23 protein-coding genes are annotated in these 22,592 nt (G+C 37.9%); 9 read left to right on the top strand and 14 right to left on the bottom strand.

Going from position 1 to position 22,592, the window contains the following annotated elements:
• Positions 1–4: 4 nt before the first annotated feature.
• Both ACQKIH_RS07100 and ACQKIH_RS07095 read right to left on the bottom strand, forming a co-directional pair.
• Complete coding sequence (locus tag ACQKIH_RS07100; RefSeq protein WP_427764490.1) at positions 5–841, bottom strand: hypothetical protein; 837 nt, start codon at positions 839–841, stop codon at positions 5–7.
• Positions 834–1,328 (bottom strand): RNA polymerase sigma factor, encoded by a 495-nt coding sequence (locus ACQKIH_RS07095; protein ID WP_427764488.1) that lies wholly within the window; start codon positions 1,326–1,328, stop codon positions 834–836. The genes ACQKIH_RS07100 and ACQKIH_RS07095 overlap by 8 nt, the downstream gene beginning before the upstream one ends.
• A gap of 346 nt (positions 1,329–1,674) precedes the next feature.
• Here ACQKIH_RS07095 and ACQKIH_RS07090 point away from each other — a divergent pair, with 346 nt between their 5' ends.
• Positions 1,675–2,880 carry an iron-containing alcohol dehydrogenase gene (locus ACQKIH_RS07090; RefSeq protein ID WP_057982967.1) on the top strand — a complete coding sequence of 402 codons (1,206 nt, stop codon included), beginning with the start codon at positions 1,675–1,677 and terminating at the stop codon, positions 2,878–2,880.
• Between the two features lie 81 nt (positions 2,881–2,961).
• Here ACQKIH_RS07090 and ACQKIH_RS07085 read toward each other — a convergent pair whose 3' ends face one another.
• From ACQKIH_RS07085 to ACQKIH_RS07075, 3 genes are all read right to left on the bottom strand, one after another.
• Complete coding sequence (locus ACQKIH_RS07085) at positions 2,962–3,906, bottom strand: methyl-accepting chemotaxis protein (protein ID WP_057982965.1); 945 nt, start codon at positions 3,904–3,906, stop codon at positions 2,962–2,964.
• A gap of 157 nt (positions 3,907–4,063) precedes the next feature.
• Positions 4,064–5,038 carry a glycerophosphodiester phosphodiesterase family protein gene (locus ACQKIH_RS07080; protein ID WP_427764484.1) on the bottom strand — a complete coding sequence of 325 codons (975 nt, stop codon included), beginning with the start codon at positions 5,036–5,038 and terminating at the stop codon, positions 4,064–4,066.
• Between the two features lie 39 nt (positions 5,039–5,077).
• On the bottom strand, positions 5,078–6,178 hold the full coding sequence (locus ACQKIH_RS07075) for a glycosyltransferase (protein ID WP_427764482.1): 1,101 nt from the start codon (positions 6,176–6,178) through the stop codon (positions 5,078–5,080).
• Between the two features lie 341 nt (positions 6,179–6,519).
• Between ACQKIH_RS07075 and ACQKIH_RS07070 the strand changes: the two genes are divergently transcribed.
• The 3 genes from ACQKIH_RS07070 to ACQKIH_RS07060 are packed head-to-tail and all read left to right on the top strand — an operon-like array spanning position 6,520 to position 9,035.
• Complete coding sequence (locus ACQKIH_RS07070) at positions 6,520–7,119, top strand: glycosyltransferase family 2 protein (protein WP_427764479.1); 600 nt, start codon at positions 6,520–6,522, stop codon at positions 7,117–7,119.
• A gap of 36 nt (positions 7,120–7,155) precedes the next feature.
• On the top strand, positions 7,156–8,184 hold the full coding sequence (locus tag ACQKIH_RS07065) for a polysaccharide biosynthesis protein (RefSeq protein ID WP_427764715.1): 1,029 nt from the start codon (positions 7,156–7,158) through the stop codon (positions 8,182–8,184).
• Positions 8,181–9,035, top strand: a complete 855-nt coding sequence (locus tag ACQKIH_RS07060) for a dTDP-4-dehydrorhamnose reductase family protein (RefSeq protein WP_427764476.1) — start codon at positions 8,181–8,183, stop codon at positions 9,033–9,035. The genes ACQKIH_RS07065 and ACQKIH_RS07060 overlap by 4 nt, the downstream gene beginning before the upstream one ends.
• A 5-nt stretch (positions 9,036–9,040) precedes the next feature.
• Here the strand turns inward: ACQKIH_RS07060 and ACQKIH_RS07055 are convergent, their stop codons facing one another.
• From ACQKIH_RS07055 to ACQKIH_RS07045, 3 genes are all read right to left on the bottom strand, one after another.
• Positions 9,041–9,379 carry a DUF3889 domain-containing protein gene (locus ACQKIH_RS07055; protein ID WP_427764473.1) on the bottom strand — a complete coding sequence of 113 codons (339 nt, stop codon included), beginning with the start codon at positions 9,377–9,379 and terminating at the stop codon, positions 9,041–9,043.
• 130 nt (positions 9,380–9,509) lie between these two features.
• A complete protein-coding gene (locus tag ACQKIH_RS07050) occupies positions 9,510–11,474 on the bottom strand; it encodes a methyl-accepting chemotaxis protein (RefSeq protein WP_427764470.1) in 1,965 nt (654 codons plus the stop codon).
• A 358-nt stretch (positions 11,475–11,832) separates the two neighbouring features.
• Entirely contained in the window at positions 11,833–12,375 is a 543-nt protein-coding gene (locus ACQKIH_RS07045; RefSeq protein ID WP_057982951.1) for a hypothetical protein, read from the bottom strand.
• 140 nt (positions 12,376–12,515) lie between these two features.
• Here ACQKIH_RS07045 and ACQKIH_RS07040 point away from each other — a divergent pair, with 140 nt between their 5' ends.
• The gene (locus ACQKIH_RS07040) at positions 12,516–12,887 is read left to right on the top strand and encodes a VOC family protein (protein WP_427764467.1); all 372 of its coding nucleotides are present in this window, start codon (positions 12,516–12,518) and stop codon (positions 12,885–12,887) included.
• A 109-nt stretch (positions 12,888–12,996) separates the two neighbouring features.
• On the opposite strand, the gene ACQKIH_RS07035 is transcribed toward ACQKIH_RS07040, so the two are convergent.
• From ACQKIH_RS07035 to ACQKIH_RS07025, 3 genes are all read right to left on the bottom strand, one after another.
• Entirely contained in the window at positions 12,997–13,200 is a 204-nt protein-coding gene (locus ACQKIH_RS07035; RefSeq protein ID WP_427764464.1) for a hypothetical protein, read from the bottom strand.
• A gap of 75 nt (positions 13,201–13,275) precedes the next feature.
• Positions 13,276–13,425, bottom strand: a complete 150-nt coding sequence (locus tag ACQKIH_RS07030) for a hypothetical protein (protein WP_427764462.1) — start codon at positions 13,423–13,425, stop codon at positions 13,276–13,278.
• 83 nt (positions 13,426–13,508) lie between these two features.
• The gene (locus tag ACQKIH_RS07025) at positions 13,509–13,877 is read right to left on the bottom strand and encodes a hypothetical protein (RefSeq protein ID WP_427764460.1); all 369 of its coding nucleotides are present in this window, start codon (positions 13,875–13,877) and stop codon (positions 13,509–13,511) included.
• 508 nt (positions 13,878–14,385) lie between these two features.
• Here ACQKIH_RS07025 and ACQKIH_RS07020 point away from each other — a divergent pair.
• Positions 14,386–15,465, top strand: a complete 1,080-nt coding sequence (locus tag ACQKIH_RS07020; RefSeq protein WP_427764458.1) for a glycosyltransferase family 2 protein — start codon at positions 14,386–14,388, stop codon at positions 15,463–15,465.
• Positions 15,466–15,688: 223 nt separating this feature from the next.
• On the top strand, positions 15,689–17,998 hold the full coding sequence (locus ACQKIH_RS07015; protein WP_427764455.1) for an exosporium glycoprotein BclB-related protein: 2,310 nt from the start codon (positions 15,689–15,691) through the stop codon (positions 17,996–17,998).
• Between the two features lie 592 nt (positions 17,999–18,590).
• Here ACQKIH_RS07015 and ACQKIH_RS07010 read toward each other — a convergent pair.
• The gene (locus tag ACQKIH_RS07010; RefSeq protein ID WP_427764452.1) at positions 18,591–18,836 is read right to left on the bottom strand and encodes a hypothetical protein; all 246 of its coding nucleotides are present in this window, start codon (positions 18,834–18,836) and stop codon (positions 18,591–18,593) included.
• Here ACQKIH_RS07010 and ACQKIH_RS07005 point away from each other — a divergent pair.
• Positions 18,820–19,260 (top strand): hypothetical protein, encoded by a 441-nt coding sequence (locus ACQKIH_RS07005; protein ID WP_427764450.1) that lies wholly within the window; start codon positions 18,820–18,822, stop codon positions 19,258–19,260. The two genes, ACQKIH_RS07010 and ACQKIH_RS07005, sit on opposite strands and share 17 nt — an antisense overlap.
• A gap of 365 nt (positions 19,261–19,625) precedes the next feature.
• On the opposite strand, the gene ACQKIH_RS07000 is transcribed toward ACQKIH_RS07005, so the two are convergent.
• Entirely contained in the window at positions 19,626–20,003 is a 378-nt protein-coding gene (locus ACQKIH_RS07000; RefSeq protein ID WP_427764712.1) for a DUF3992 domain-containing protein, read from the bottom strand.
• Positions 20,004–20,414: 411 nt separating this feature from the next.
• On the opposite strand from ACQKIH_RS07000, the gene ACQKIH_RS06995 reads away from it, so the two are divergent.
• Positions 20,415–21,359 (top strand): BMQ_0737 family morphogenetic spore coat protein, encoded by a 945-nt coding sequence (locus tag ACQKIH_RS06995; protein WP_427764448.1) that lies wholly within the window; start codon positions 20,415–20,417, stop codon positions 21,357–21,359.
• Positions 21,360–21,666: 307 nt separating this feature from the next.
• Here ACQKIH_RS06995 and ACQKIH_RS06990 read toward each other — a convergent pair.
• The coding region (locus tag ACQKIH_RS06990; RefSeq protein ID WP_427764446.1) for a hypothetical protein at positions 21,667–22,592 on the bottom strand (926 nt) is incomplete at its 5' end.

Below are 22,592 nucleotides of genomic sequence, written 5' to 3'. Positions count from 1 at the left end.
TAAATTACCACATCGGCGTTTCTTTGTCCTCTAACTCAATATAAAGCGGTAAAATAAAGCACCAAACAATGAAAAAATTAGGAATCAAAATACAAATCATTACCATAAAAGGAAGCCCAATCATATTGGCAGTGAAAAACGGTAGTCCTACAAACAAAGATGTTAAACCAAATTTGTTCCTCGATGCTTTCGTATAGAAAACAGGCTTTTCACACACAGGGCATTTTTGTTCTATAAATGAAAATGCGATCTTCCTTATTTCACGTGTTGAATACGTATGTTGACAAACTGGACATGACAACGGTCTTTTCGCATTGCGTGCTAAATAAAGCTGAGGCAATAGGATGAACATTAAAATGAGGACAAAAATGATTATTTTCGGACCGAATTGCGTCGAACAAATGAACCATAAACTACATGCACCCGCAATGATTATAAAACTAACGAACAACCAATAATAATGTCCCCATTTTTCCTGATAATGCGCAATGACAGGTTGCCAGCGAATTGTTTTTTTGACAATCCAAAATGCTAAAATACAGTTGATTATATAGAAGCTTAAAGCAATGATGAAATAAATTAATGTCTCCATTGTTATTTCAAGTTGAGTCGTTACAACGGCTTGCTCCGCTCCGTGATTCAAAATTGAAACAGGCCTCTCACTACCTGTCACTAAAAATAGAAACACGGTACACAATATCGCAAATGTTGGCAGTACAAGCCTATATGTCCAATTTACTTTCTCTTTTTTTGATGATTTTACATGTTGTAGCATGCTTGATTTTTGCTGTTCTGTTAAATGAATTTGCTTCATTTCAGCTTGCCATTTTTCTTTATTCATCTACCATCACCTCCATTTTTAGCTTCGGCTTTAATTTTTCTCGTGCCCGTTGTAATCTTGACTTTACAGTAGAAACAGCCAGCTCTAACAATGCCGCAATTTCTGTAACAGTCATTTCCTCATAATAATAAAGTAGCAACACTTCACGGTCCTTTACTGGCAATGCTAACACAGCGGCTGTCACCTCTCCGCGCAGCTCTTTTTCAACATAAATTTGATCATTCCCTTTTGCCGTTCCCTGAAGGATTTCAAGAAAAATGTGTTTTTTATTTTTCCAGCTACGTAAATAATCATAACTTCGGTTAATCGTCATTTTTACTAAGTATGTTTTCAAAGTCGCATCCCCTTGAAATTGATGCCCTTTTCGGTAATAGTTAAAAAACACATCCTGCACCACTTCCTCGGCAGCCGATCGGTCCTTCGTATAAATAAAAGCAATGCGATATAAATAATCGCCATATGTATGAATGCATTGTTCAATATCCATGTTCTGCCCTCCTCTCACCTATATAGACGGAATGAATAAAGAATTGGACGCAAATTTTTTAAAGGTAATGTACTTTAAAGTATAAGCCCCCAAAAAATACATTAAATTTTACACCCAATTTATTATTTTCATAGAAAAACAATTTCCTTCGATTCAATAAACCTACGCCCGCATTATGATTGGATATGATAAAATCAATAAAATTTTCTGCAATAACGTTCACTAAACGTTTACAATTTTTTGGAAGATTTCAGTTGAGTTTCCAAAATAAATAGAATAATATGAATTTCGAAGGGTGATACTTCACCATTCAAGCAATATCTAACATTGAAAAGGGGTTGGAAACATGTCAGACGTTCTAAAGCAATTTGTCATGCCATCAGTAAACTTATTTGGACCAGGTGCAATTCAAGAAGTTGGTAACAAACTAAACGATTTAGAAGTGAAAAAGACATTAATCGTAACAGATGAGGGCTTACACAAATTAGGTCTCTCACAACAAATTGCTAATATCATTACAGCTGCTGGTATTGAAGTTGCAATTTTCCCGAAAGCAGAACCAAATCCAACGGACAAAAATATTGAAGATGGTATCGCGGTTTATATTGCCGAGAACTGTGATTCAATCGTATCGCTTGGAGGCGGTAGTGCACACGATGCAGCAAAAGGTATCGGTATTATTGCTTCGAATGGTGGACGCATTCATGATTATGAAGGCGTAGATCAAACACAAAACCCATTAGTTCCGCTAGTTGCTATCAATACAACTGCTGGTACAGCGAGCGAAATGACGCGCTTTACAATTATTACAGATACAGCGCGTAAAGTAAAAATGGCCATTGTCGATAAACATGTTACCCCTCTTGTATCGATTAATGACCCTGAATTAATGATTGGTTTACCACCAGCATTAACAGCAGCAACTGGCTTAGATGCATTAACACATGCAATTGAAGCATTTGTATCAACAAATGCAACGCCAATTACAGATGCTTGTGGTGAAAAAGTACTGCAATTAATTCCTGAGTTTTTACCTCGTGCCTATGCAAACGGTGCTGATTTAGAAGCACGTGAGCAAATGGTTTACGCTCAATTTTTAGGAGGAATGGCGTTCAACAACGCTTCATTAGGTTATGTACATGCCATTGCCCATCAATTAGGTGGCTTCTATAACCTACCACACGGCGTATGTAACGCGATTTTATTACCACATGTTTGCCGTTTCAACTTAACAGCACGCACAGAACGCTTTGCAAAAATCGCTGAGTTATTAGGTGCAAATATTGAAGGTCTAAGTAAACGTGATGCTGCTGAAAAAGCAATTTCAGTAATTGAAGCGTTAGCAAAAGACTTAAATATTCCAAGTGGCTTCCGTGAACTTGGCGTAAAAGATGAAGACATCGAAATTTTAGCTAAAAATGCGATGTTAGATGTTTGCGCAGCGACAAACCCACGAAAAGCTACTCTTGAAGATATTAAACAAATTATTACAAATGCAATGGGACCGGTTGTAGTAACAGCTAACCAAAATGAAGCTGTTACCGTTTCTTAATTATTAATACACAAAAACCTTTGGATTATTTTATCCAAAGGTTTTTTATCGGAATTATTCACGCACCTAGCTAATACATCATTACATAAATTTTTTCACTTGGTCCACAGCTTGTAATAATTTCCTAGTTACAATTTCGGACTCATCAATATGATTTGTGAGCACTACATTCGTATCATTGAAAAGTGCTGTCGTCGTTTTAAATTTATTCATAACATCTTCACTCGAAGTTTTTTGTTCTTCTATAAACGTCAACAACTCATTCACGCCAGTTTGGACGTTCGAAATAATTTGCAGTAAATGATCAATTTGCGAAGAGGTAGCTGCACTTTTTGTAATACCCTCTGTTACTAATTGCATATTATTTTTGTTGTCTGTATAGGCTTGCGCAACTTGTTGTTCAATTTGCTTTGTTAAATTTGCGATATCTTCTGTACTTGTTTTCGTACTTTCGGCCAATTTTTTTACTTCTTCTGCAACAACCGAAAAACCTTTACCGTGTTCTCCTGCTCGTGCTGCTTCAATCGAGGCATTTAATGCTAATAAATTCGTTTGATTTGAAATATCACTAATCACGCGGACAATTTCTGAAATTTGTTTCGAACGTTCGCTTAAATCCCCCATGCTCGCCGATGTTTTCTCTGATTGTAGTCCTAATGAATCAATTAATCGCTCCACATCATGTACCGCTTCTTTACTACTTTCAGATAATGTAACCATTTCAGCGGATGAAGATAACAGGGTGCTGCCATTGCTTAGGGCACGTTCAGAAATCATTGTCGATTGAACCGTACTATGCTCAACTTTATTGAATTCTTTCAAAATTTCGCCAACCATTTCGCCTAAAATAGTATGTTGATCGTTTACTTTATCATGTTGTTCGATTGTATCAATCAGTTTTATATGTAACTCATTTAAAAATATTTGAAATTCATGGTCTTTTTTATCGAGCTTTGCATTGAGCTCGTCAATCTTCGTTTTAAACTGCTCAATATCTTCTTTTTTTGATTGAAATAATGTCAACATTCAACTTCCTCCTATGTAAAACACATTCTCTCTTTATTCTACTCGTCTTCTAACTTTTAATCAATTTCGCCTTTAGCCCACTAAAAAATGAAACCAAGCCTATTTTGGTTTCATTTTTCCATGATATGTGTGTACTCGCTTAATCCTATTTCGAAAATCACTCAGCAACCCGATCCACCCGATTTGTCCAAATATATCCTTGATACCCAGCTGGAATTTTATCCAGGCTGACCTTTGTATCAAATCCCTCTGACCATTTACCATTTCCTTCAACAATTACGACTCTTGTATTAACGGATTCCATTCGATCCACAAATTTATTCGGCCAACCCCATAAGTATTTTGCATAATTTAAAGGTAGGTGAAGCTCCATATTATGCAATTCTTTTGGAATATAGCCTGTCCACCCGAGTAATTCATATTTTAAAAGGGCATTTATCATCATGTCTTTTGTTAACAGCTTCATCTCACTATTGTTTGATCGTAAAAAGTCAAATCCTTCACTGTCTCCATCTCCATAGACGGTTATTTGATTCAATTGGTTTTTAGTTATTTTGCTTAAATAGTTATCCCACAATACTTTCATTGTTTCCATATCGCCATCTTTGTCGTGAATTAAAAATGCTTGATTTGGAAAAGCAGCAAACACCTCGTCTAAGCTTGGCATCATACCCACGCCTTGACCACGAAACGGAAAAGTAACGCCATTATCAGCCGTATAGCGGTAGCCAATATCTAACTTTTTTAATTCCTCCATCGTGTAATCTTTCACTCCGCCTTTTCCATTTGTACGATATTCTAACGTGAAATCATGAAAAACTGCGAGCTGACGATCCTTCGTTAATTTAATATCCAACTCCACTATATCCGCGCCATGATCAAATGCCGCTTTCATGGAGGAAATTGTATTTTCTAAATAAGGATGCTCGGGTGGATAAATGATTTCAGCTGTATTCGTATCACTTTCTACCGTTGAAATATCAAATGTTTGAGCTAATCCTCGATGTGCCATAATCTTATAATTTGTCTCTTTTGAATAAAATAAGCTCGTATTATTTAACCAAACGAAAGCAGCTAATAGAATGAATCCCACTAAAATAATCCATGTCTTTTTCCCTTTCCTTTTATTCATTTTGTCACCCTTTCTTTTCTGAATAAGAAAAAGAGCCCTCTAATCAGCTCTTTCCTCATCCAATAAACCTGCAATTTTTTTCACAATAATCTGCCAGTTCAATTCAGTCCGCGCAAACTTTTGTAGTTCGTCACATGTATGTGCAAGTATTTGCTCTTGTGCTGCCGCATTTTTAAATTCTAGCCCAATATGTTCCCAATCATACGTTGGATGAATTTTGCCAAAACGTTGATTTTGTGTAATGTCCGAAGCACCATCAACATTAGTAGATATGATATAACACCCATTTTTAGCCGCTTCAGAAAACACATGTGCATGACATTCTACTGTGGATGTAAGGCAAAATATTTTAGCCTGCCTATACTCTTGCTCTAACAAATATTTATCGTATATGGGTCCTAAAATGATTACCTGATCAGCAAATGGGCTTCCCTCAAGCATTTCGTGTAATTCATTTCTAAAGGCCTCTGACAATGGGCCAACTAAGCGAAACTCCCAATTCGCAAGCTCAGCAACTAAAAAGGCTTTGACAGCGAACTTCACTTGTTTTTCTGGCGCATCTAATCGACCAACCATTAAAATTCTGTTTTTTTTCTGTTCAAAGGATACGGGCTCTGTCGGAAAGTATTCATAAAAACCATTGGGAATAAGTTTGACATCTACATTCAATACGTGATTGATCTCTGTTTGAATCGATTCGCATTCAGAAGTAACCAAATCACAAAGTTGAAGCAGCTCTTCAAAATAAGAATACGTCATTAATCGGCTCAACCAATAACGATTGACATCTAGCTTCATATAAATTTTACCATTTGGATTATAGTGTTTATATGTTTTGAACATAGATAAATAGGATGGATACGGACCAATGGCAAAGGCAATATCAATTTCCCTTGCATGTTCCATTAAGTAGGCATTCATATTCGACTCAAAATTATTTTCAAAAGGGATATGTTCGAATTTAACGGAAGGAAATGTTTGATGGAGTACGGATTCATTCAATTCAGTCGTTAAAATACTCACATCATAATTTAAATATTTTCCAAGTAAAATCGGTACAAGACAAAGATCTTTGAAAAAATGGGCTTCAGAAAGCTTATACGATTCCACACTACAAATAAACGCTATTTTTTTTGACATGATATCCCCCATATAAAAAGTCATTAATTTAACGTATGTTCCCGTGAATCATAACGTGAACGGCTTCAATCAAATCTAGCGGTGCTTCGGGCATGATTCATTCACTTATATCACCCTATTTCACACATCATTTCCTTCCCCTCGTCCAGCTAAATAAATCCTTTTGAATCTCTCATTTCTAAATGAACAATAGCCTATAAGCAACTTATTTTCATGCATATTGTATGAGAAAGCATTTTGCGTTCATTCAGAATTCGTTCTGGCTAGCGTACTTATTATCTATTACACTTGCCAGACAAAAAACTTCTACATGAAGATGAATAGAGATTGGAGGGTTGTTAATGAAAATTAGTTTTTTAACGCCTGCTTACAATAGTGGGGATTGGATTTTGACAATGCTTAATAGTATTCCAAAAGAATATGCCTATGAAATCATCGTCTGTGATGATGCTTCAACGGATGCTACGGTTGCGATTTTAAAAGACTATCAACGATATTTCCCTGTCTTAAAAATAGTAGAAAATGAAACAAATTTAGGTGCAAGTGAATCTTATAATCGCTGCATTACAGAAGCAACCGGAGATTATATCGCGATTATTGATAGTGATGACCATTATTTACCTGCGATTCGCGATGTGTTGGCACAAGTGGATGGAACTTATGACATTTACTATTACAATATGTACGTGAAAGCAGGCTATTCATTTTTCAAAGATGAATCCAATTGTTATTCATTACCGGGACAATTTAAAATTATCCGAAGAAGTTTTATCGGGGATGCGAAATTTACGATAAGACGAGATATCGCTGGGGATTGGGATTTCAATCGCGCTCTCATGGATAAAAAACCTTTAAGCAAATACACTGGCATATTAGCCTATTGGTATAACTTTCCACGTGAAAACTCCGAATCCGATTTACATCAAAGAGGGCTTAAGTAACGCCCACGCATTTAAGAGGTGTGACATAATATGACAATGTTTAAAGATAAAATTTTACTTATAACAGGAGGTACAGGTTCATTTGGAAATGCGGTTTTAGAACGCTTTTTAAATACCGACATTAAAGAAATTCGAATTTTCTCTCGCGATGAAAAAAAGCAAGATGACATGCGCATTTTCTATCAAAATAATAAAATCAAATTTTTCATTGGCGATGTTCGCGATATACAAAGCATCCATAACGCGATGTATCATGTGGATTTCGTCTTCCATGCCGCTGCCCTTAAGCAAGTCCCGTCCTGTGAATTTTTCCCACTTGAAGCGGTTAAGACAAACGTACTTGGCACCGAGAATGTATTAACAGCAGCGATCCAAGCAGGTGTCAAAAAAGTGATTTGCCTTTCTACGGATAAAGCTGCTTACCCTGTGAACGCAATGGGCATTTCAAAAGCAATGATGGAAAAAACGTTTATTGCTAAGTCTAGAATGCTCACATCAGAGCAAACACTCCTATGCGGTACAAGATACGGCAACGTTATGGCATCACGCGGCTCTGTCATTCCCCTTTTCATAGAACAAATCAAAGCAGGCAAACCATTAACCATTACAGACTCCAATATGACACGCTTTATGATGAGCCTCGATGAAGCCGTAGAATTAGTGCTGTATGCCTTTTCGCACGCACAAAACGGAGATATTATGGTACAAAAATCTCCTGCAGCACGGATTACGGATTTAGCGCAAGCTCTACTGGAATTATTCCATGCCCAAAATAAATTAAACATTATCGGAACACGGCATGGGGAAAAAATATACGAGGTGCTTTTAACAAAGGAAGAAGCCGCAAAAGCCATTGATTTAGGCAATTTTTATTCAGTCCCTGCGGATAATCGGGATTTAAATTATGACAAATATTTAGAAAAAGGTTCCCATAAAATTACGCGGACGAATGAATATAACTCCAATAATACAAACATCCTTTCAATTGAAGAAATAAAGGAAAAACTACTGAAACTTCCATACATTCAAGAACAATTACAAAGTTGGAAGGATGGAAAAAGATGAATTTTTTAGTGCTCGGTGCAACAGGTATGGCAGGTCATATGATTACTTTTTACCTACGTGAAAAAGGGCATCACGTTACCACTTATTCTCGTACACCCTTCTCTTCTAACAAAGGAATAACTGGTAATATTACGGATGCTACTTTCTTGCAGCAGCTAATTGTAGACGATTATGATGTCATCATTAATTGTATCGGCGTTTTAAATGAAGCATGTGACCAAAACCCGCACCACGCCATCTATTTGAATAGTTATTTACCACACGCCATTGTCCATCTATTGAAAGATACAGATACAAAGCTTATTCATTTAAGTACAGATTGTGTTTTTTCAGGAAAATCGGCGCCATACAATGAAAAAAGTAAACATGACGGCGAAACGTTTTATGACCGCACGAAAAGTTTAGGGGAAGTTGATTGTGGAAAACACTTAACATTACGAAATTCGATTATCGGTCCTGACATGAAAGAAAATGGTATCGGTTTATTAAACTGGTTTATGAAACAGTCTGGTACGATTCATGGATATACTGGCGCAATTTGGAACGGTGTCACAACGTTAACATTAGCAAAGGCAATTGAGCAAGCAGCAACAACGAACCTCACCGGGCTTTACCATCTTGTCCATCCGAATAGTGTGAATAAGTATGACTTACTCCATTTATTCAACAAACACCTAAAAGCAAACGAACTCTCGATTTTGCCGTCTTCCAACGTGCAATTAAATAAAACATTAGTTAATACCCGACATGATTTTTCATTTATCGTACCAAACTATGAAGAAATGATTGTAGAAATGCGCGATTGGATGCATACGCACCAAAACCTATACTCCCATTATTTCAAGCATTAAGGTATTCACCGAGGCGTTTCGGTTAGAGTAATATTTAGTATTTGTTCCGTTTGACGATCAAATGTAATGTCGATAAAAATACCGAACTCTCTATCGCCTTCACGTAACCAAAGTTTAAATTTTTCAGTAGAACGATCCGTACCTTCCTCTCGCCCAATATGAAAATAATCAATAATACTTGCTTTTGGATATTTTTCCTTTGTCTTTTGCATCGCGATTCCTCCCCATTTCGCATATGGAGGAACTTCTTTTACGACAGTTTCAACATCATTCGAATTCGCCACCATAAAATTTGCTAACAATAATGTACAAGAAATGACGGCGATTGATAGAAAAGTTTTCATCTATATCTCCTCTCCTTTTTCAACTTAGTCTTTCCTTGTTTTATTTGCCTATTCGTTTTGATTTCCCAAACTAAAAAGCAAAAAAGATGGCTGAAGTAAATTAACTTCGACCATCTTTTTTGAGTGTCATCTAATATTTAAACTGATTAATAAGCATTTTCAACTCATCCGCCATATGAGATAGAGATTGAGCAGATGCATTGATTTCTTCCATAGAAGCTAATTGCTCCTCTGTAGAAGCAGCAACTTCTTCTGATGTCGCAGCATTTCCTTTCGCTGTAAATGCTAAGTCCTCTGTAACAGCGGTAACCTCTTGCACACTTGCCGCCATCTGTTCTGATGCGGAAGATACTTCTTCCATTTGCGGCGTAATTTCTCGCATGCTCGTTACGATAACTTGGAACTTAGCAATTGCTTCATCCGATACGCGTAAACCACTTTGTACATCCTCTGTTACTTGAGCCATAATACGTACCGATTGTTCCGTGTCCACTTGAATACCATTTACTAATTCGAAAATTTGTTTGGCTGATTGTTGTGATTGCTCTGCTAATTTACGCACTTCATCTGCAACTACCGCGAAACCTTTCCCGTGCTCTCCTGCTCTTGCAGCCTCGATTGCAGCGTTTAGCGCGAGAAGATTCGTTTGATCGGCAATGCCTGTAATAACATCTAAAATAGACGAAATTTGTTGTGAACGATCATGTAACGTTTGAATTTTTGTATTTGATTCTGAAACGGATTGATGGATGGAATTCATTTGATCTTTTGTATCTTGGACTGCTATGCCACCTTCATCTGCCTGCATCGTAGCGTGCTGTGAAAGATCCGTTACTGTAGAAGATATTTCTGCAATGTGAAGAATTGCTTTTGACAGTTCAGTTAAAGATTCAGCATTCTTACTTGCATTCGTAGTTTGCGTGTCTGCACTAGATGCAACTTCTTGTATAGCAATGGCCACTTGCTCGGTTGCCAAGCTCGTTTGATCGGCATTGGCCGTTAGCTCTTCCGCTGATGATGCGACTTCTTCTGCATTGACTTCTACTTTTTTTATAAGTGTTCGAAGACTATTTTGCATATCATTGAACGCCTGGCCTAATTGTCCAATTTCATCATTCGATGTGATGCTCACTTTTTCAGTTAAATCTCCTCTACTGATCGTCACAGCACTTTCTTTTAAATTGTCAATTGGTCTAATAATTCCTTTTACGACGAAATGAACGGCAATACCACTAATGACTATGGCAATGACTAATACAAGGATTGTGGTAAATAATATGGAAGCTGCCGATTCATCGATTTCATTTGAAAAAATCGTTCCCGTAACTTTCCAGCCCGTCAATTCATTTGTTGTAAAAAGTAATATTCGTTGATCTCCTTGATATTTATAATCATACGATCCAGATTCGGCCTCGTACATCGGTTCCAAGAAGCTTTCTTTTACTTCTTCGCCACCCTCGATTGTTGGATGTGAAATTACTTTTGTATTGATATCAAAAATAGAAGGATACCCATTTTTCCCAATACTAATCGATTCAGCTACTGTTTGTAAGTCTGTTAGTTTAATATCAACCGCTACAACCCCTGAACGATCTTTTAACTGTTGAGCAACAGTAACAATCATTTCTCCAGTCGATTTACCTCTGTAAGGCTCTGTAATAAGTGGTTTTCCTTGAAGTTCGACAGCCTGTTTATACCAATCTCTTTCCAGGGGATTATAATTTGAATCCGTAACCAATTTCGGTTCTTGAATGAATGCCCCTTCTGCCGTTCCAACATAGATACTTAACGCATCGGAGTTTAGCTTAACATATCGTGAAAGAGATGATCTTAAATACGCTTCCCCTTGACCATAACTAGAAGAATTGATTTCCTCACTAAAGATACTTATTTGATTCATTTTTTCATTCATCGTTTTGTCTATTTGTGCATTTAATACTTTCACACTTTCATCGGCACTAAAAAGAATTTCTTCTTCTATTGAATTTTTTGCTGATTGATATGAAAGACTTCCTACTAAAACAACTGGGATTATTAATATTAGTGCAAATGCAAGATACAACTTACTTTTAAGGCTTTTAAATAAATTTTTCATGAAATGGTACTCCTTTTTCTATATAAACTTTTATGCTTTTTCTTAAGATGCCCTTTATCTAAACACTTTCCAACATCCCTTTCGATTCATAAAGTATGTCCATCATCTATATCGGTCTAAATTCTTAAATTCAAAGTCTTTTTTGTTACACACACGCAAATTTTTACTATTATCCAACAAATTCCTATGAGCAATTATCCTTATAGTAATTCCGATGTAGAATATACATAATTCAACTCGAAATACGACATAAAGCCTTACTGAAAAATAAAGTTCAATAAGGCTTTTTTGGTTAAGCCACTAATTATTGTTGCCGACAAAAGTTCCTGAACCCGTTACAGAATGTTTTTGAATGGACTTACTTGTCTTTCACTGGTCTTGGCCATATAAAATACGAAATGGAGAAAACAATGTCGATGCCGAGGACGAGTGCCCATAGTTTCAATGTCTCTAATAACGCTTCCGTCCTTACTGGGTCTTTAATAAAATAAATCATGGACACTAGAAATGCAGCTCCGATGATATAGGCAAGAACGTGTTGTAATGAACCTTTCATCGAATGACGGGCATGTGCGAGGCCGGTTTTCCGTATCGGTTTTGTTCCCTGTTTTTGAATATAATAAACAAAGCGTTCGTCCGCCCAGCGGATCATACTTTTTCCGAATGCGACTGATACTCCAATATAAATAGCTGCGAGCGCATGCACTTGATTCGCGGTTGCACCATTGTAAAGATTAGTTGTTGTGACGATAAGTAAAATTAAATCGATAACTGGCGTCAAAGCAAATAAGAAAAAGCCAAGTCTTTCCCGTTTGAAAATATATCGTGTGATGAGTCCAAGTAAAATAACAACCCAAAAACCGATTTCACACGCGATGATTATCCATACATTGAAATTCATATACAACATCCTTTTTAATTTATTTGTACCTGGTACAAAATGATGTTAGACTAACTATACAAAAATTGGACAAACTAAACCATGTCATACAAAGTAAAGCTTTATACTTTCTTAATAATACATTTTTTATAGGAGGAAATATGAAACTAGGTGCATTTTCTGTAAGTTTAAGTGTAAAAGATATTCACAAATCAAAAGCCTTTTACGAAAATTTAGGGTTTCAAGATTTAGGCGGGGATATTACCCAAAATTGGCTCATTATGAAAAATGAAAGTACCATTATTGGTCTATTCCAAAATATGTTCGAAAAGAATATTTTGACTTTTAATCCCGGTTGGAATGAGAATGCTGAAAATCTCCATTCATTTACGGATATTCGAGATCTTCAGAAACAGCTTAAAGCAAAAGGTATAAAATTACTGACTGAAGCAGATGAATCAAGTGAAGGTCCCGCAAGTTTTACAATTGAAGATCCTGATGGTAATTCCATTCTTATCGATCAGCACAGATGAAAAAAGTTTGGAATCAGATCCTGCACAATGTAAGTCCGTAAGTACAATTCAAAACCGTGAAGCAATTAGGCTGAGGCTTAATTGCTTTTGTTTTCGTGTACAAACTATATCATTTTGAATTCTTATTTTTACAAACAAACTGTTTTTTGATTTTATACTTGCCACAAGCTCTACCATTTTCATCATATATTTCTTTACCAATGACTACTACCGTACTTCTATTTCCGAATGTATCTTGATTTGTTATTGCAAGGCGATTTGGTTCAACCCAGGTAAGTAGCGGCTTCGCTTTCGCATCGCCATAATAAATCATTTGCTCCTTATCATTTTTCGTATGATCAATAATATTTAAGATTAAATAAACGCCACCATAATTTTCATAATAAACTTAAGCTGAATATTTTCCAGTTGAAGAAGGGATCGGTTCGCCATCTTTCATATCACCCGTATAAGCAAATTCATAAGTAAAATAATTATAAATAAAATAAAGACAAATAGCGGATATAATAAAAAGAATATTTAGAAATAATTTTTTCATCAGTACAGCTCCCCCTTTTATCCCCCAACGGATATTTATAGTAAAAGTTCCTGAAATTCCCTATTATACGTAATTGCACCTATTTAGGTTATCCCAATATCCAGTTCTATAAGTGTTACTCTTTTTTGCTCATCTACCCATAAATATACATTTTTACAATGATGCACGAAGTATTTTAAAGCATTATTTTCCCTTAGTGATACATCGACTACCCAATTATGTAAGCGAAAACCATTCATCGATTTGTGCGCTGTTTCTTGCAATATATTTAAAACTTCTTGGAATTCTTCATCATCATAGCTCTCAAAAAACTCAGGAATCATTTTATACCTTTTTGATGGGCACCACTCAAATTCCTCCTGTTTTTCGGAAAAATCGAACAGATCACTTATTAAAGAATGTAAAGGCTTCGACCGAACAGATGATAAAGAATCAACATTTGGTCGACTCAACATTACTTCCGTTAGTTTCCCCTCCTCAAAAATCCCTCTCCTGCTATCAAAGTGGCTAAACACCTCATTTTGCAACTTCTCAGAAAGATGGGCTTCGGTTAGAAAAAGTGACGTGACACTCATTGCATCACATGCACTTAACCCTAAAAAAAATGTGTTACTATCGAGTAGCTTTTTATAACCGAATTTTCTAAGGGCAATTCATATATGAGAAAATTGAGATTCGGGCTCTTCATCTCTTGTATTTCATCTAAAATCATTAATTCCAGCCTTTTTTCCATAGCGCTTACCTAATTTCATTTATATTATTTACGTACAACCGCTGCGAGTTTTTAGTTCGCGCACCTGGAACAAAACGTTAGCATTCCTAATATTTTATTTAACTTCATCGTTATTGTTCTAAAATTATAATAAATTATCCGTTTTTTAACAATTGATTCGATTATCCATCCAAACAAATCCACACAAATTACATATACTACAAAGATGATTTTAGGAGGGGTACAAGTTGATTACAATTAGTTTATGCATGATTGTCAAAAACGAGGAAGATGTCATTGATAGATGTCTTGCTTCTGTGAAAGATATTGTGGATGAAGTAAATATTGTCGATACTGGTTCTACGGATAAAACAAAGGAAATTGTTGGACAGTTCACGAATCGCATTTTTGATTTTCAATGGATTGACCATTTTGCTGCAGCACGAAATTTTTCCTTCCAACAAGCGACGAAAGAATATATTTTGTGGCTCGATGCGGATGATGTTTTTTCGGAAGAAGATCAAGAAAAGTTGAAAGCATTGAAAAAATCATTAACCTCTGACATCGATGCCGTATCTATGAACTACCATCTAAGTTTTGATGCGGATGGCAATGTTAGTTCTCTTTTAAGAAGAAATCGTTTAGTGAAAAGGGAAAAACAATTTCAATGGATTGGTGCTGTCCACGAATACTTAGAAGTCGGCGGAAATATTTATCAAAGTGATGTCGCAGTAAGCCATATACCTCTTAGTCATGACCACAATCGAAATATTGACATATACAATCAATTAGTAAAGTCAGGAGAAGAACTGTCACCACGTGATACATTCTATTATGCGAATGAACTTTATGACCATGCTCAGTATGAAAAAGCTATTTTTTACTATGAACAGTTCCTAACCTCTCAATTGGGTTGGGTAGAAGATAATATTCGAGCTTGCTTTAAACTAGCGGATTGTTACACACATTTAAACGAAAAAGAAAATAAATTAAGTGCTATATTAAGAAGCTTCGAATATGATATTCCTCGTCCAGAGGCATGTTGTAGACTCGGTTTTCATTTTATGGAGCAGTTTAAAAATTACGAAGCAATTCACTGGTACGAACAAGCGCTATTAACGAAGCAGCAACCTCATGCCCCCTTCCAAAACAATACGTTTACAACTTGGTTACCCCATCTCCAACTATGTGTTTTATATGATCGATTGAAACAGTACGAAATTGCCCATGCCCATAATGAACTCGCAGGTACCTTTATACCGAACGATCCCAAAATTCAATTTAATAAAGATTACTTCGCCCGAATTTTTAAAAAGGACGATGAGTAAGCCCCCACTGAATATCCCTATTAATTTTCATAATTCGTATCAACCTTTTCAAACAATATTTACTAAAAATAAATAACTGTCTTTGAAAATGAGATTTCTATTCACCTTACTTAATATCTTATTATTCTTTCCGTAATATTTAATTAAATCAAATCAACTAGATGCTTGCCTTCTCTCACTAACACTTTTATTGAATAAACTAGGTGAGAATGGAGGTGAAATAATGAATGTTGATGATTTTTTTAAACGTAGAATATGTAAGACATGTAACTGCTACCCCTGTCACTGTCTAGATAACCCTTGGAGTAATGGTGGTCTGATACCAGATGATTGTGGATGGGGACCCGTTGATTGTGGGTGGAAACCAAGAGGAGCTACTGGTGAAACTGGTTCTACTGGTTCTACTGGCTCTACTGGTTCTACTGGTTCTAGCGGCGCTACTGGCTCTACTGGCTCTACTGGTGTAACTGGAGCAACTGGTTCTACTGGCGCTACTGGTTCTACCGGCTCTACTGGCTCTACTGGCTCTACTGGCTCTACTGGCTCTACTGGTTCTACTGGTTCTACTGGTTCTACTGGCGCTACTGGTTCTACTGGTTCTACTGGTTCTACCGGCTCTACTGGAGCAACTGGAGCAACTGGTTCTACCGGTTCTACTGGAGCAACTGGTTCTACTGGTTCTACCGGCGCTATCGGTTCTACTGGTTCTACTGGTGAAACTGGTTCTACCGGCTCTACTGGTGTAACTGGAGCAACAGGCTCTACTGGTTCTACTGGCTCTACTGGTTCTACTGGTTCTACTGGTTCTACTGGTTCTACTGGTTCTACTGGTGAAACTGGAGCAACTGGTTCTACTGGTTCTACTGGTTCTACCGGCTCTACTGGTGAAACTGGTTCTACTGGTTCTACTGGCTCTACTGGCTCTACTGGCTCTACTGGCTCTACTGGCTCTACTGGTGAAACTGGAGCAACTGGTTCTACTGGCTCTACTGGTTCTACCGGCGCTACTGGCTCTACTGGTGAAACTGGTACTACTGGCTCTATTGGTTCTACTGGTTCTACTGGTTCTACTGGTTCTACTGGTTCTACTGGTTCTACTGGTTCTACTGGTTCTACTGGTTCTACTGGTTCTACTGGAGCAACAGGCTCTACTGGCTCTACTGGCTCTACTGGTTCTACTGGTTCTACTGGAGTAACTGGCGCTACTGGCTCTACTGGTGAAACTGGAGCAGCAGGCTCTACTGGTTCTACTGGTTCTACTGGCTCTACCGGCGCTACTGGTTCTACTGGTTCTACTGGTTCTACTGGTTCTACTGGTTCTACTGGTTCTACTGGTTCTACTGGTTCTACTGGTTCTACTGGTTCTACTGGTTCTACCGGTTTTACTGGCTCTACTGGTTCTACCGGCGCTACTGGCTCTACTGGTGTAACTGGAGTTACTGGGTCTACCGGTTTTACTGGCTCTACTGGTTCTACCGGCGCTACTGGCTCTACTGGTGTAACTGGAGTTACTGGGTCTACCGGCTCTACTGGTGTAACTGGAGCTACTGGGTCTACTGGTGTAACTGGGTCTACTGGTGTAACTGGGTCTACTGGTGTAACTGGAGCTACTGGGTCTACTGGCGCTACTGGTGTAACTGGAGCTACTGGGTCTACCGGCGCTACTGGTGTAACTGGAGCTACTGGGTCTACTGGCGCTACTGGTGTAACTGGAGCTACTGGAGCTACTGGAGCTACTGGTGAAACGGGTTCTACCGGCGCTACTGGCTCTACTGGTGTAACTGGAGCTACTGGGTCTACCGGCTCTACTGGTGTAACTGGAGCTACTGGGTCTACTGGCGCTACTGGTGTAACTGGTGTAACTGGAGCTACTGGGTCTACTGGCTCTACTGGTACTACTGGTACTACTGGTACTACTGGTACTACTGGTACTACTGGTACTACTGGTACTACCGGCACTACTGGTACTACCGGCACTACTGGCACTACTGGTACTACTGGTACTGCGGGAAGTAGTGCTATTATTCCTTTTTCATCAGGGCTTCCTATTCTTCCAACAATTCTTCTTGGTGGAGCAGTTGGTCTACCATCCCTAGTTGGTTTTGGGAGTTCAGCATTGGTCGCAACTGCTTTAGGAGCTACAATTGACCTTACAGGGGCCGCTGGAACTCTTTTAAACTTCGCGTTCTCTGTTCCTAGGAATGGGGTTATTACCTCTCTAGCTGCTTACTTTAGTACTACAGCATCTATATCACTTGGAGTAGGTTCTACTCTTAACATTACAGCGCAAGTATATCGATCTATCGCACCATCTACTAACATCTTTAGTCCAATCGGAACAGCACAAGTAAGTATGGCTTTCCCAGGTCTTATCTCTATCGGCGACCATAACTCTGCAATTGTTACAGGCTTAAATATCCCTGTAACTGCTGGGACTCGGTTATTATTAGTATTCTCTGCAACAATGACTGGAGGATTGCCTATAGCAGGTACAGCCGCTGGATACGCAAGTGCTGGATTAGCAATTAGTTAAACAATGCAACAGTAAAATAGAACTGCACCTAAAGCACCGAGCTTTTTGGTACAGTTCTATTTTTAAATACATAGTAAATCCATTTCCAAAAATTTCGAACAAAAAGGTTCGCCATCTAAAATAAATAACATACCTCACAATGCAACTATTTGATTGACAACGCTTACGACTTCCTAATCCATTTGAACTATCTATAACTACATATACGGTTAGTTTTCCCTGTTCCTTAGTTCTAAAAATACGAAACCTAAAGGCTTTATGCTGTATCAAACGTCCCTTGAAACGGGAGTCTTCTGCCGGAAAGTTGATAAATTATCTTTATATACACCGAACTTCTACGTAAAGAATACCTACCTTTGAAATAAATAATCTATTCACTTTTTACTAGCTCTTTCTTTCTGTTTATTTATAAACTAGTTACTTGTCTACTCACTTTAGCTCTACTACTGAATAATATAGTATAGAAAGGAGGTAAAAATATGAAAGCTAACGATTTTTTCAAACGTAAAATTTGTAAAACTTGTAACAGCTACCCCTGTTGCTGTATTGATAATCCTGGAGAAGATAATTGTAGTTTAATACCCGTAGATTGCTATTGGGTACCAAGAGGAGCTACCGGCGATACTGGACCTACTGGGGCTACCGGCGACACTGGACCTACTGGAGCTACCGGCAACACTGGGCCTACTGGAGCTACCGGCAACACTGGACCTACTGGAGCTACCGGCGACACTGGACCTACTGGAGCTACCGGCGACACTGGACCTACTGGACCTGCTTTTACAGAAGGTTTCTCAGCATTTAATTCCGGAGTAATCGTGATGGGATCTACCCGCATCGAAAATTGGAGTACAGCAAATCCTTATTTCACAACACCGAATTTTAATCCTACTACAGGGTTATTTACAGTTCCAGCAACGGGAAGGTATTGTTTTGAAGCAACCATTAACTATTCTACAGACGGCCCACTAACTAATCCAATAATTGAAACAATAGATCCTTTATTCACCATTCGCAGAGTAGCACCGAATTCAAAAAATTTAATAAATGGTTTAATTCCAATATTAAATGTCAACATACTCGCAGTTTTGGTTTTGCGAACAATTTTAGGGAATGGATCCGTAACATTAGCTGGTGAAGTTGAATTATCTTTAGGGGACGTTATTGAATTATTTTACGAAGCAGATGATTTAACTGTACCACTTAAATTAGGTGGCGATAACACTGCCGGGATAGTTTGGTCATGTCATAGGCTCAATTAATGAAATACCTTATTAATTATTCCTAATGTAGCCCAATAAAAAATAGCCAACTATCCTAGTTTTTTGGATAGTTGGCTATTTTGTATAGGTCTGTTGATTCGTTTTCGACCAAGGCATAAAAGTTTTGTTGATCGGTCGGTAATTTTGGCAAATACGTGCGTATTTACACTAAGTATTAACAAGATAATCTAAATTGATTCTAAAAAAATAGAGCGAATACGGGAACAGAAATCCATTCTCGTAATCGCATCCATTTTTTCTAGCGTTTCTTCAATATCAATATATGAAAGAGTCTACTTATTTAGGTTATAACATACGCAACCTAATTACATCTATTTTTATGTCTAATATAAATCTAAACACAATTAACTAATTGCATAACGAGGAGTAATACAAAATTCCCCTGCCGCTGGTGTTTCTGGTGCGGCCCCAACAGCAAATGCACGAATTGTATCAAAACGTGAAATTGTAAAAGTAAAGGCTCCTCCAACTGGAACTACTGCTACTCTGACAACCGTACCACCTGCACCTGTAACAGGATCTGCCCCTTTGACGAATTGTACAGTTATTGGTAAAGTACCTAAATTCTTTATAAATCCAGATGCAAAAATTACATCGGTTGGATTTGTCGCATAAAGGACTACTGCAGTAGCTTCTGTGGCAACTTCCACTGTAAAATTGTTACATACTTTATCTTGCACAAAATTTTTAGGCTCACAGCAACTAAAATTTCCCGAAGTCATAGAACTTTGACACATAAAATAAATTCAACTCCTTTCCTTCCTAGCATTTTTTATTGTTACATTATATTAAATGCGCTGTTGCTAAAAAAGAATGGACTCTTGTATCCTCTAAATATTTTATTCAATTGTATAACGATATAAACTTAAAAGAAGGGCTCGTTTTGTCTAGTATTATCCATTCTTTACATGTTCAGAAATAAGAAAACTCATAATCCCTTCATCATTTATTAATTTGCATGAAAAGTGAACAGCCACCGCAATCAAGTTCATCATTACGCAGCATCTATTTGAAAGACAAAGATGTAATTTTTACGAAAAACTTATATACGTGACGACAGTAGTTTCCTTCTTGTATTGATAAACATATGATATAAAAGCGGACTACATGGGAGAAAGGGGACGAAAGTATCAATGCCAAGTGAAAATGCAACCAATCATTGTGTAAAAGTGCCTCGTGTACTAGATTGGATCAATACATCCACAGTCATCAAATTAAAAGAAAAGGTTCATCTAGAAGATATACAGCTTCATGATCTTATTTGTTGTAACTTTTCTGTACCATGTGGCGAATTAAATCCAACGACTTTATGGACTACATACGGAATTGGTCAAATCGGAGGCACCATCTGTATTAATTATCATAATGGTTATGGCAATAAATTAGCGGTAGTTGTCAACGGAGAAAAACAGGCTGATATAATCGAAGGAAGTTCATTTTCAGGTACCTTTACACGCCTTCATTCAATCGAAGTCCAATGTACGGATAAAAGTACGAATACCGAAAGTTGCTACGGGGAGTTTAAAATTATGTTTCATTTCTATCCAAATGATCAGAGCAATTTTAATTCTGTTCAAGATATTACGGAAACGGCTTGTTTTTTATCTAATCGTCATGGTATTCCCCTCTCCTTGACAAGTGATTGCTCCGTAGCATGTAAAGAATTGACCAGTTCAAAAAACCGATCTAACGTTTATATTCAAAAGGTACCCGGAGAAACAACTATGCTTCAATGTATCGATTTCTTAATACAAGGCTTTGTTTGCGTTCAATTTCTTAACGATACTGGGGAAATATGCTTTCAATGTGTTTTTCCGTTTTCTGAAGTTGAAACCGCGTTCTTATGCGCCCCCCCAGGAACAAAAATCAATTGTCAAACACTCGATGTAAATTGCAGGGCACATATTATCCCTGCCTTTTCTAGCAAATCCCAATGCATTGAGGTTGTAATAATTATTTCTATTTGTCTAAGTTTAAAATCAGTAGACGATGTGATTATTGAATTGAACGGATTTTTCAGTCATCCACGGCAGGAGTTAGTTTTATCATCATGTAATATTAGGCCACCCGCGATATAGTTGAAGCGAGGAAAAGTATAAAATCAGTTCGTACAGTTTAGAAAAGTTTCGTTTCCACACCCCCTCCCTATATTGCTAATTTAAGATTTTTCATTGCCCAGTATGAAAATACTGTTTTTTCTATGTGCAATTTTTTATAGTATTTTATAGTTACTTATCTTCTGCCTCTATCTCTTCTATTGAATAAAATAGTAGAGAAAGGCGGTGAGATAATGATTTTTGACGATAATTATAGACGTCAAGCTTGTTGCAAATGTAGCAGTTATCCATGTAGCTGTACTAATAATCTTTGTGAAAATATAAGTTGTCAGTCGCAATTATGGTGTGGATGTTCGCCTCGTGGTCCTACTGGGGCTACCGGAATCACTGGAACTACTGGCGCTACTGGATTTACCGGAATCACAGGGTCTACTGGGGTTACTGGAATCACCGGGGCTACCGGAATCACCGGGACTACTGGAGCTACTGGATTTACCGGAATCACTGGACCTACTGGCGCTACTGGATTTACTGGGAACACTGGACCTACTGGGGCTACCGGATTTACCGGAATCACTGGACCTACTGGGGCTACTGGATTTACTGGCAACACTGGAACTACTGGCGCTACCGGATTTACTGGAATCACTGGGCCTACTGGCGCTACCGGATTTACTGGCAACACTGGAACTACTGGCGCTACCGGATTTACTGGCAACACTGGACTTACTGGCGCTACCGGATTTACTGGTAACACTGGAACTACTGGCGCTACCGGATTTACCGGAAACACTGGACCTACTGGCGCTACCGGATTTACTGGGAACACTGGAACTACTGGACCTACCGGATTTACTGGAATCACTGGAACTACTGGGGCTACCGGATTTACTGGGAACACTGGAACTACTGGGGCTACCGGATTTACTGGGAACACTGGAACTACTGGGGCTACCGGATTTACTGGAATCACTGGAACTACCGGAGTTACTGGAATCACCGGAACTACCGGATTTACTGGAATCACCGGAACTACTGGGGCTACCGGATTTACTGGAATCACTGGAACTACTGGGGCTACCGGATTTACTGGAATCACTGGGTCTACTGGATTTACCGGAATCACTGGACCTACTGGATTTACCGGAATCACTGGACCTACTGGGGCTACCGGATTTACTGGAATCACTGGAACTACCGGAGTTACTGGAATCACCGGAACTACCGGATTTACTGGAATCACCGGAACTACTG

This window comes from Solibacillus cecembensis, assembly GCF_050272495.1.
GTDB lineage: Bacteria > Bacillota > Bacilli > Bacillales_A > Planococcaceae > Solibacillus > Solibacillus cecembensis.
Note: the sequence above shows the minus strand (reverse complement) of the source record. Positions and strands in the feature narration are given on the sequence as shown.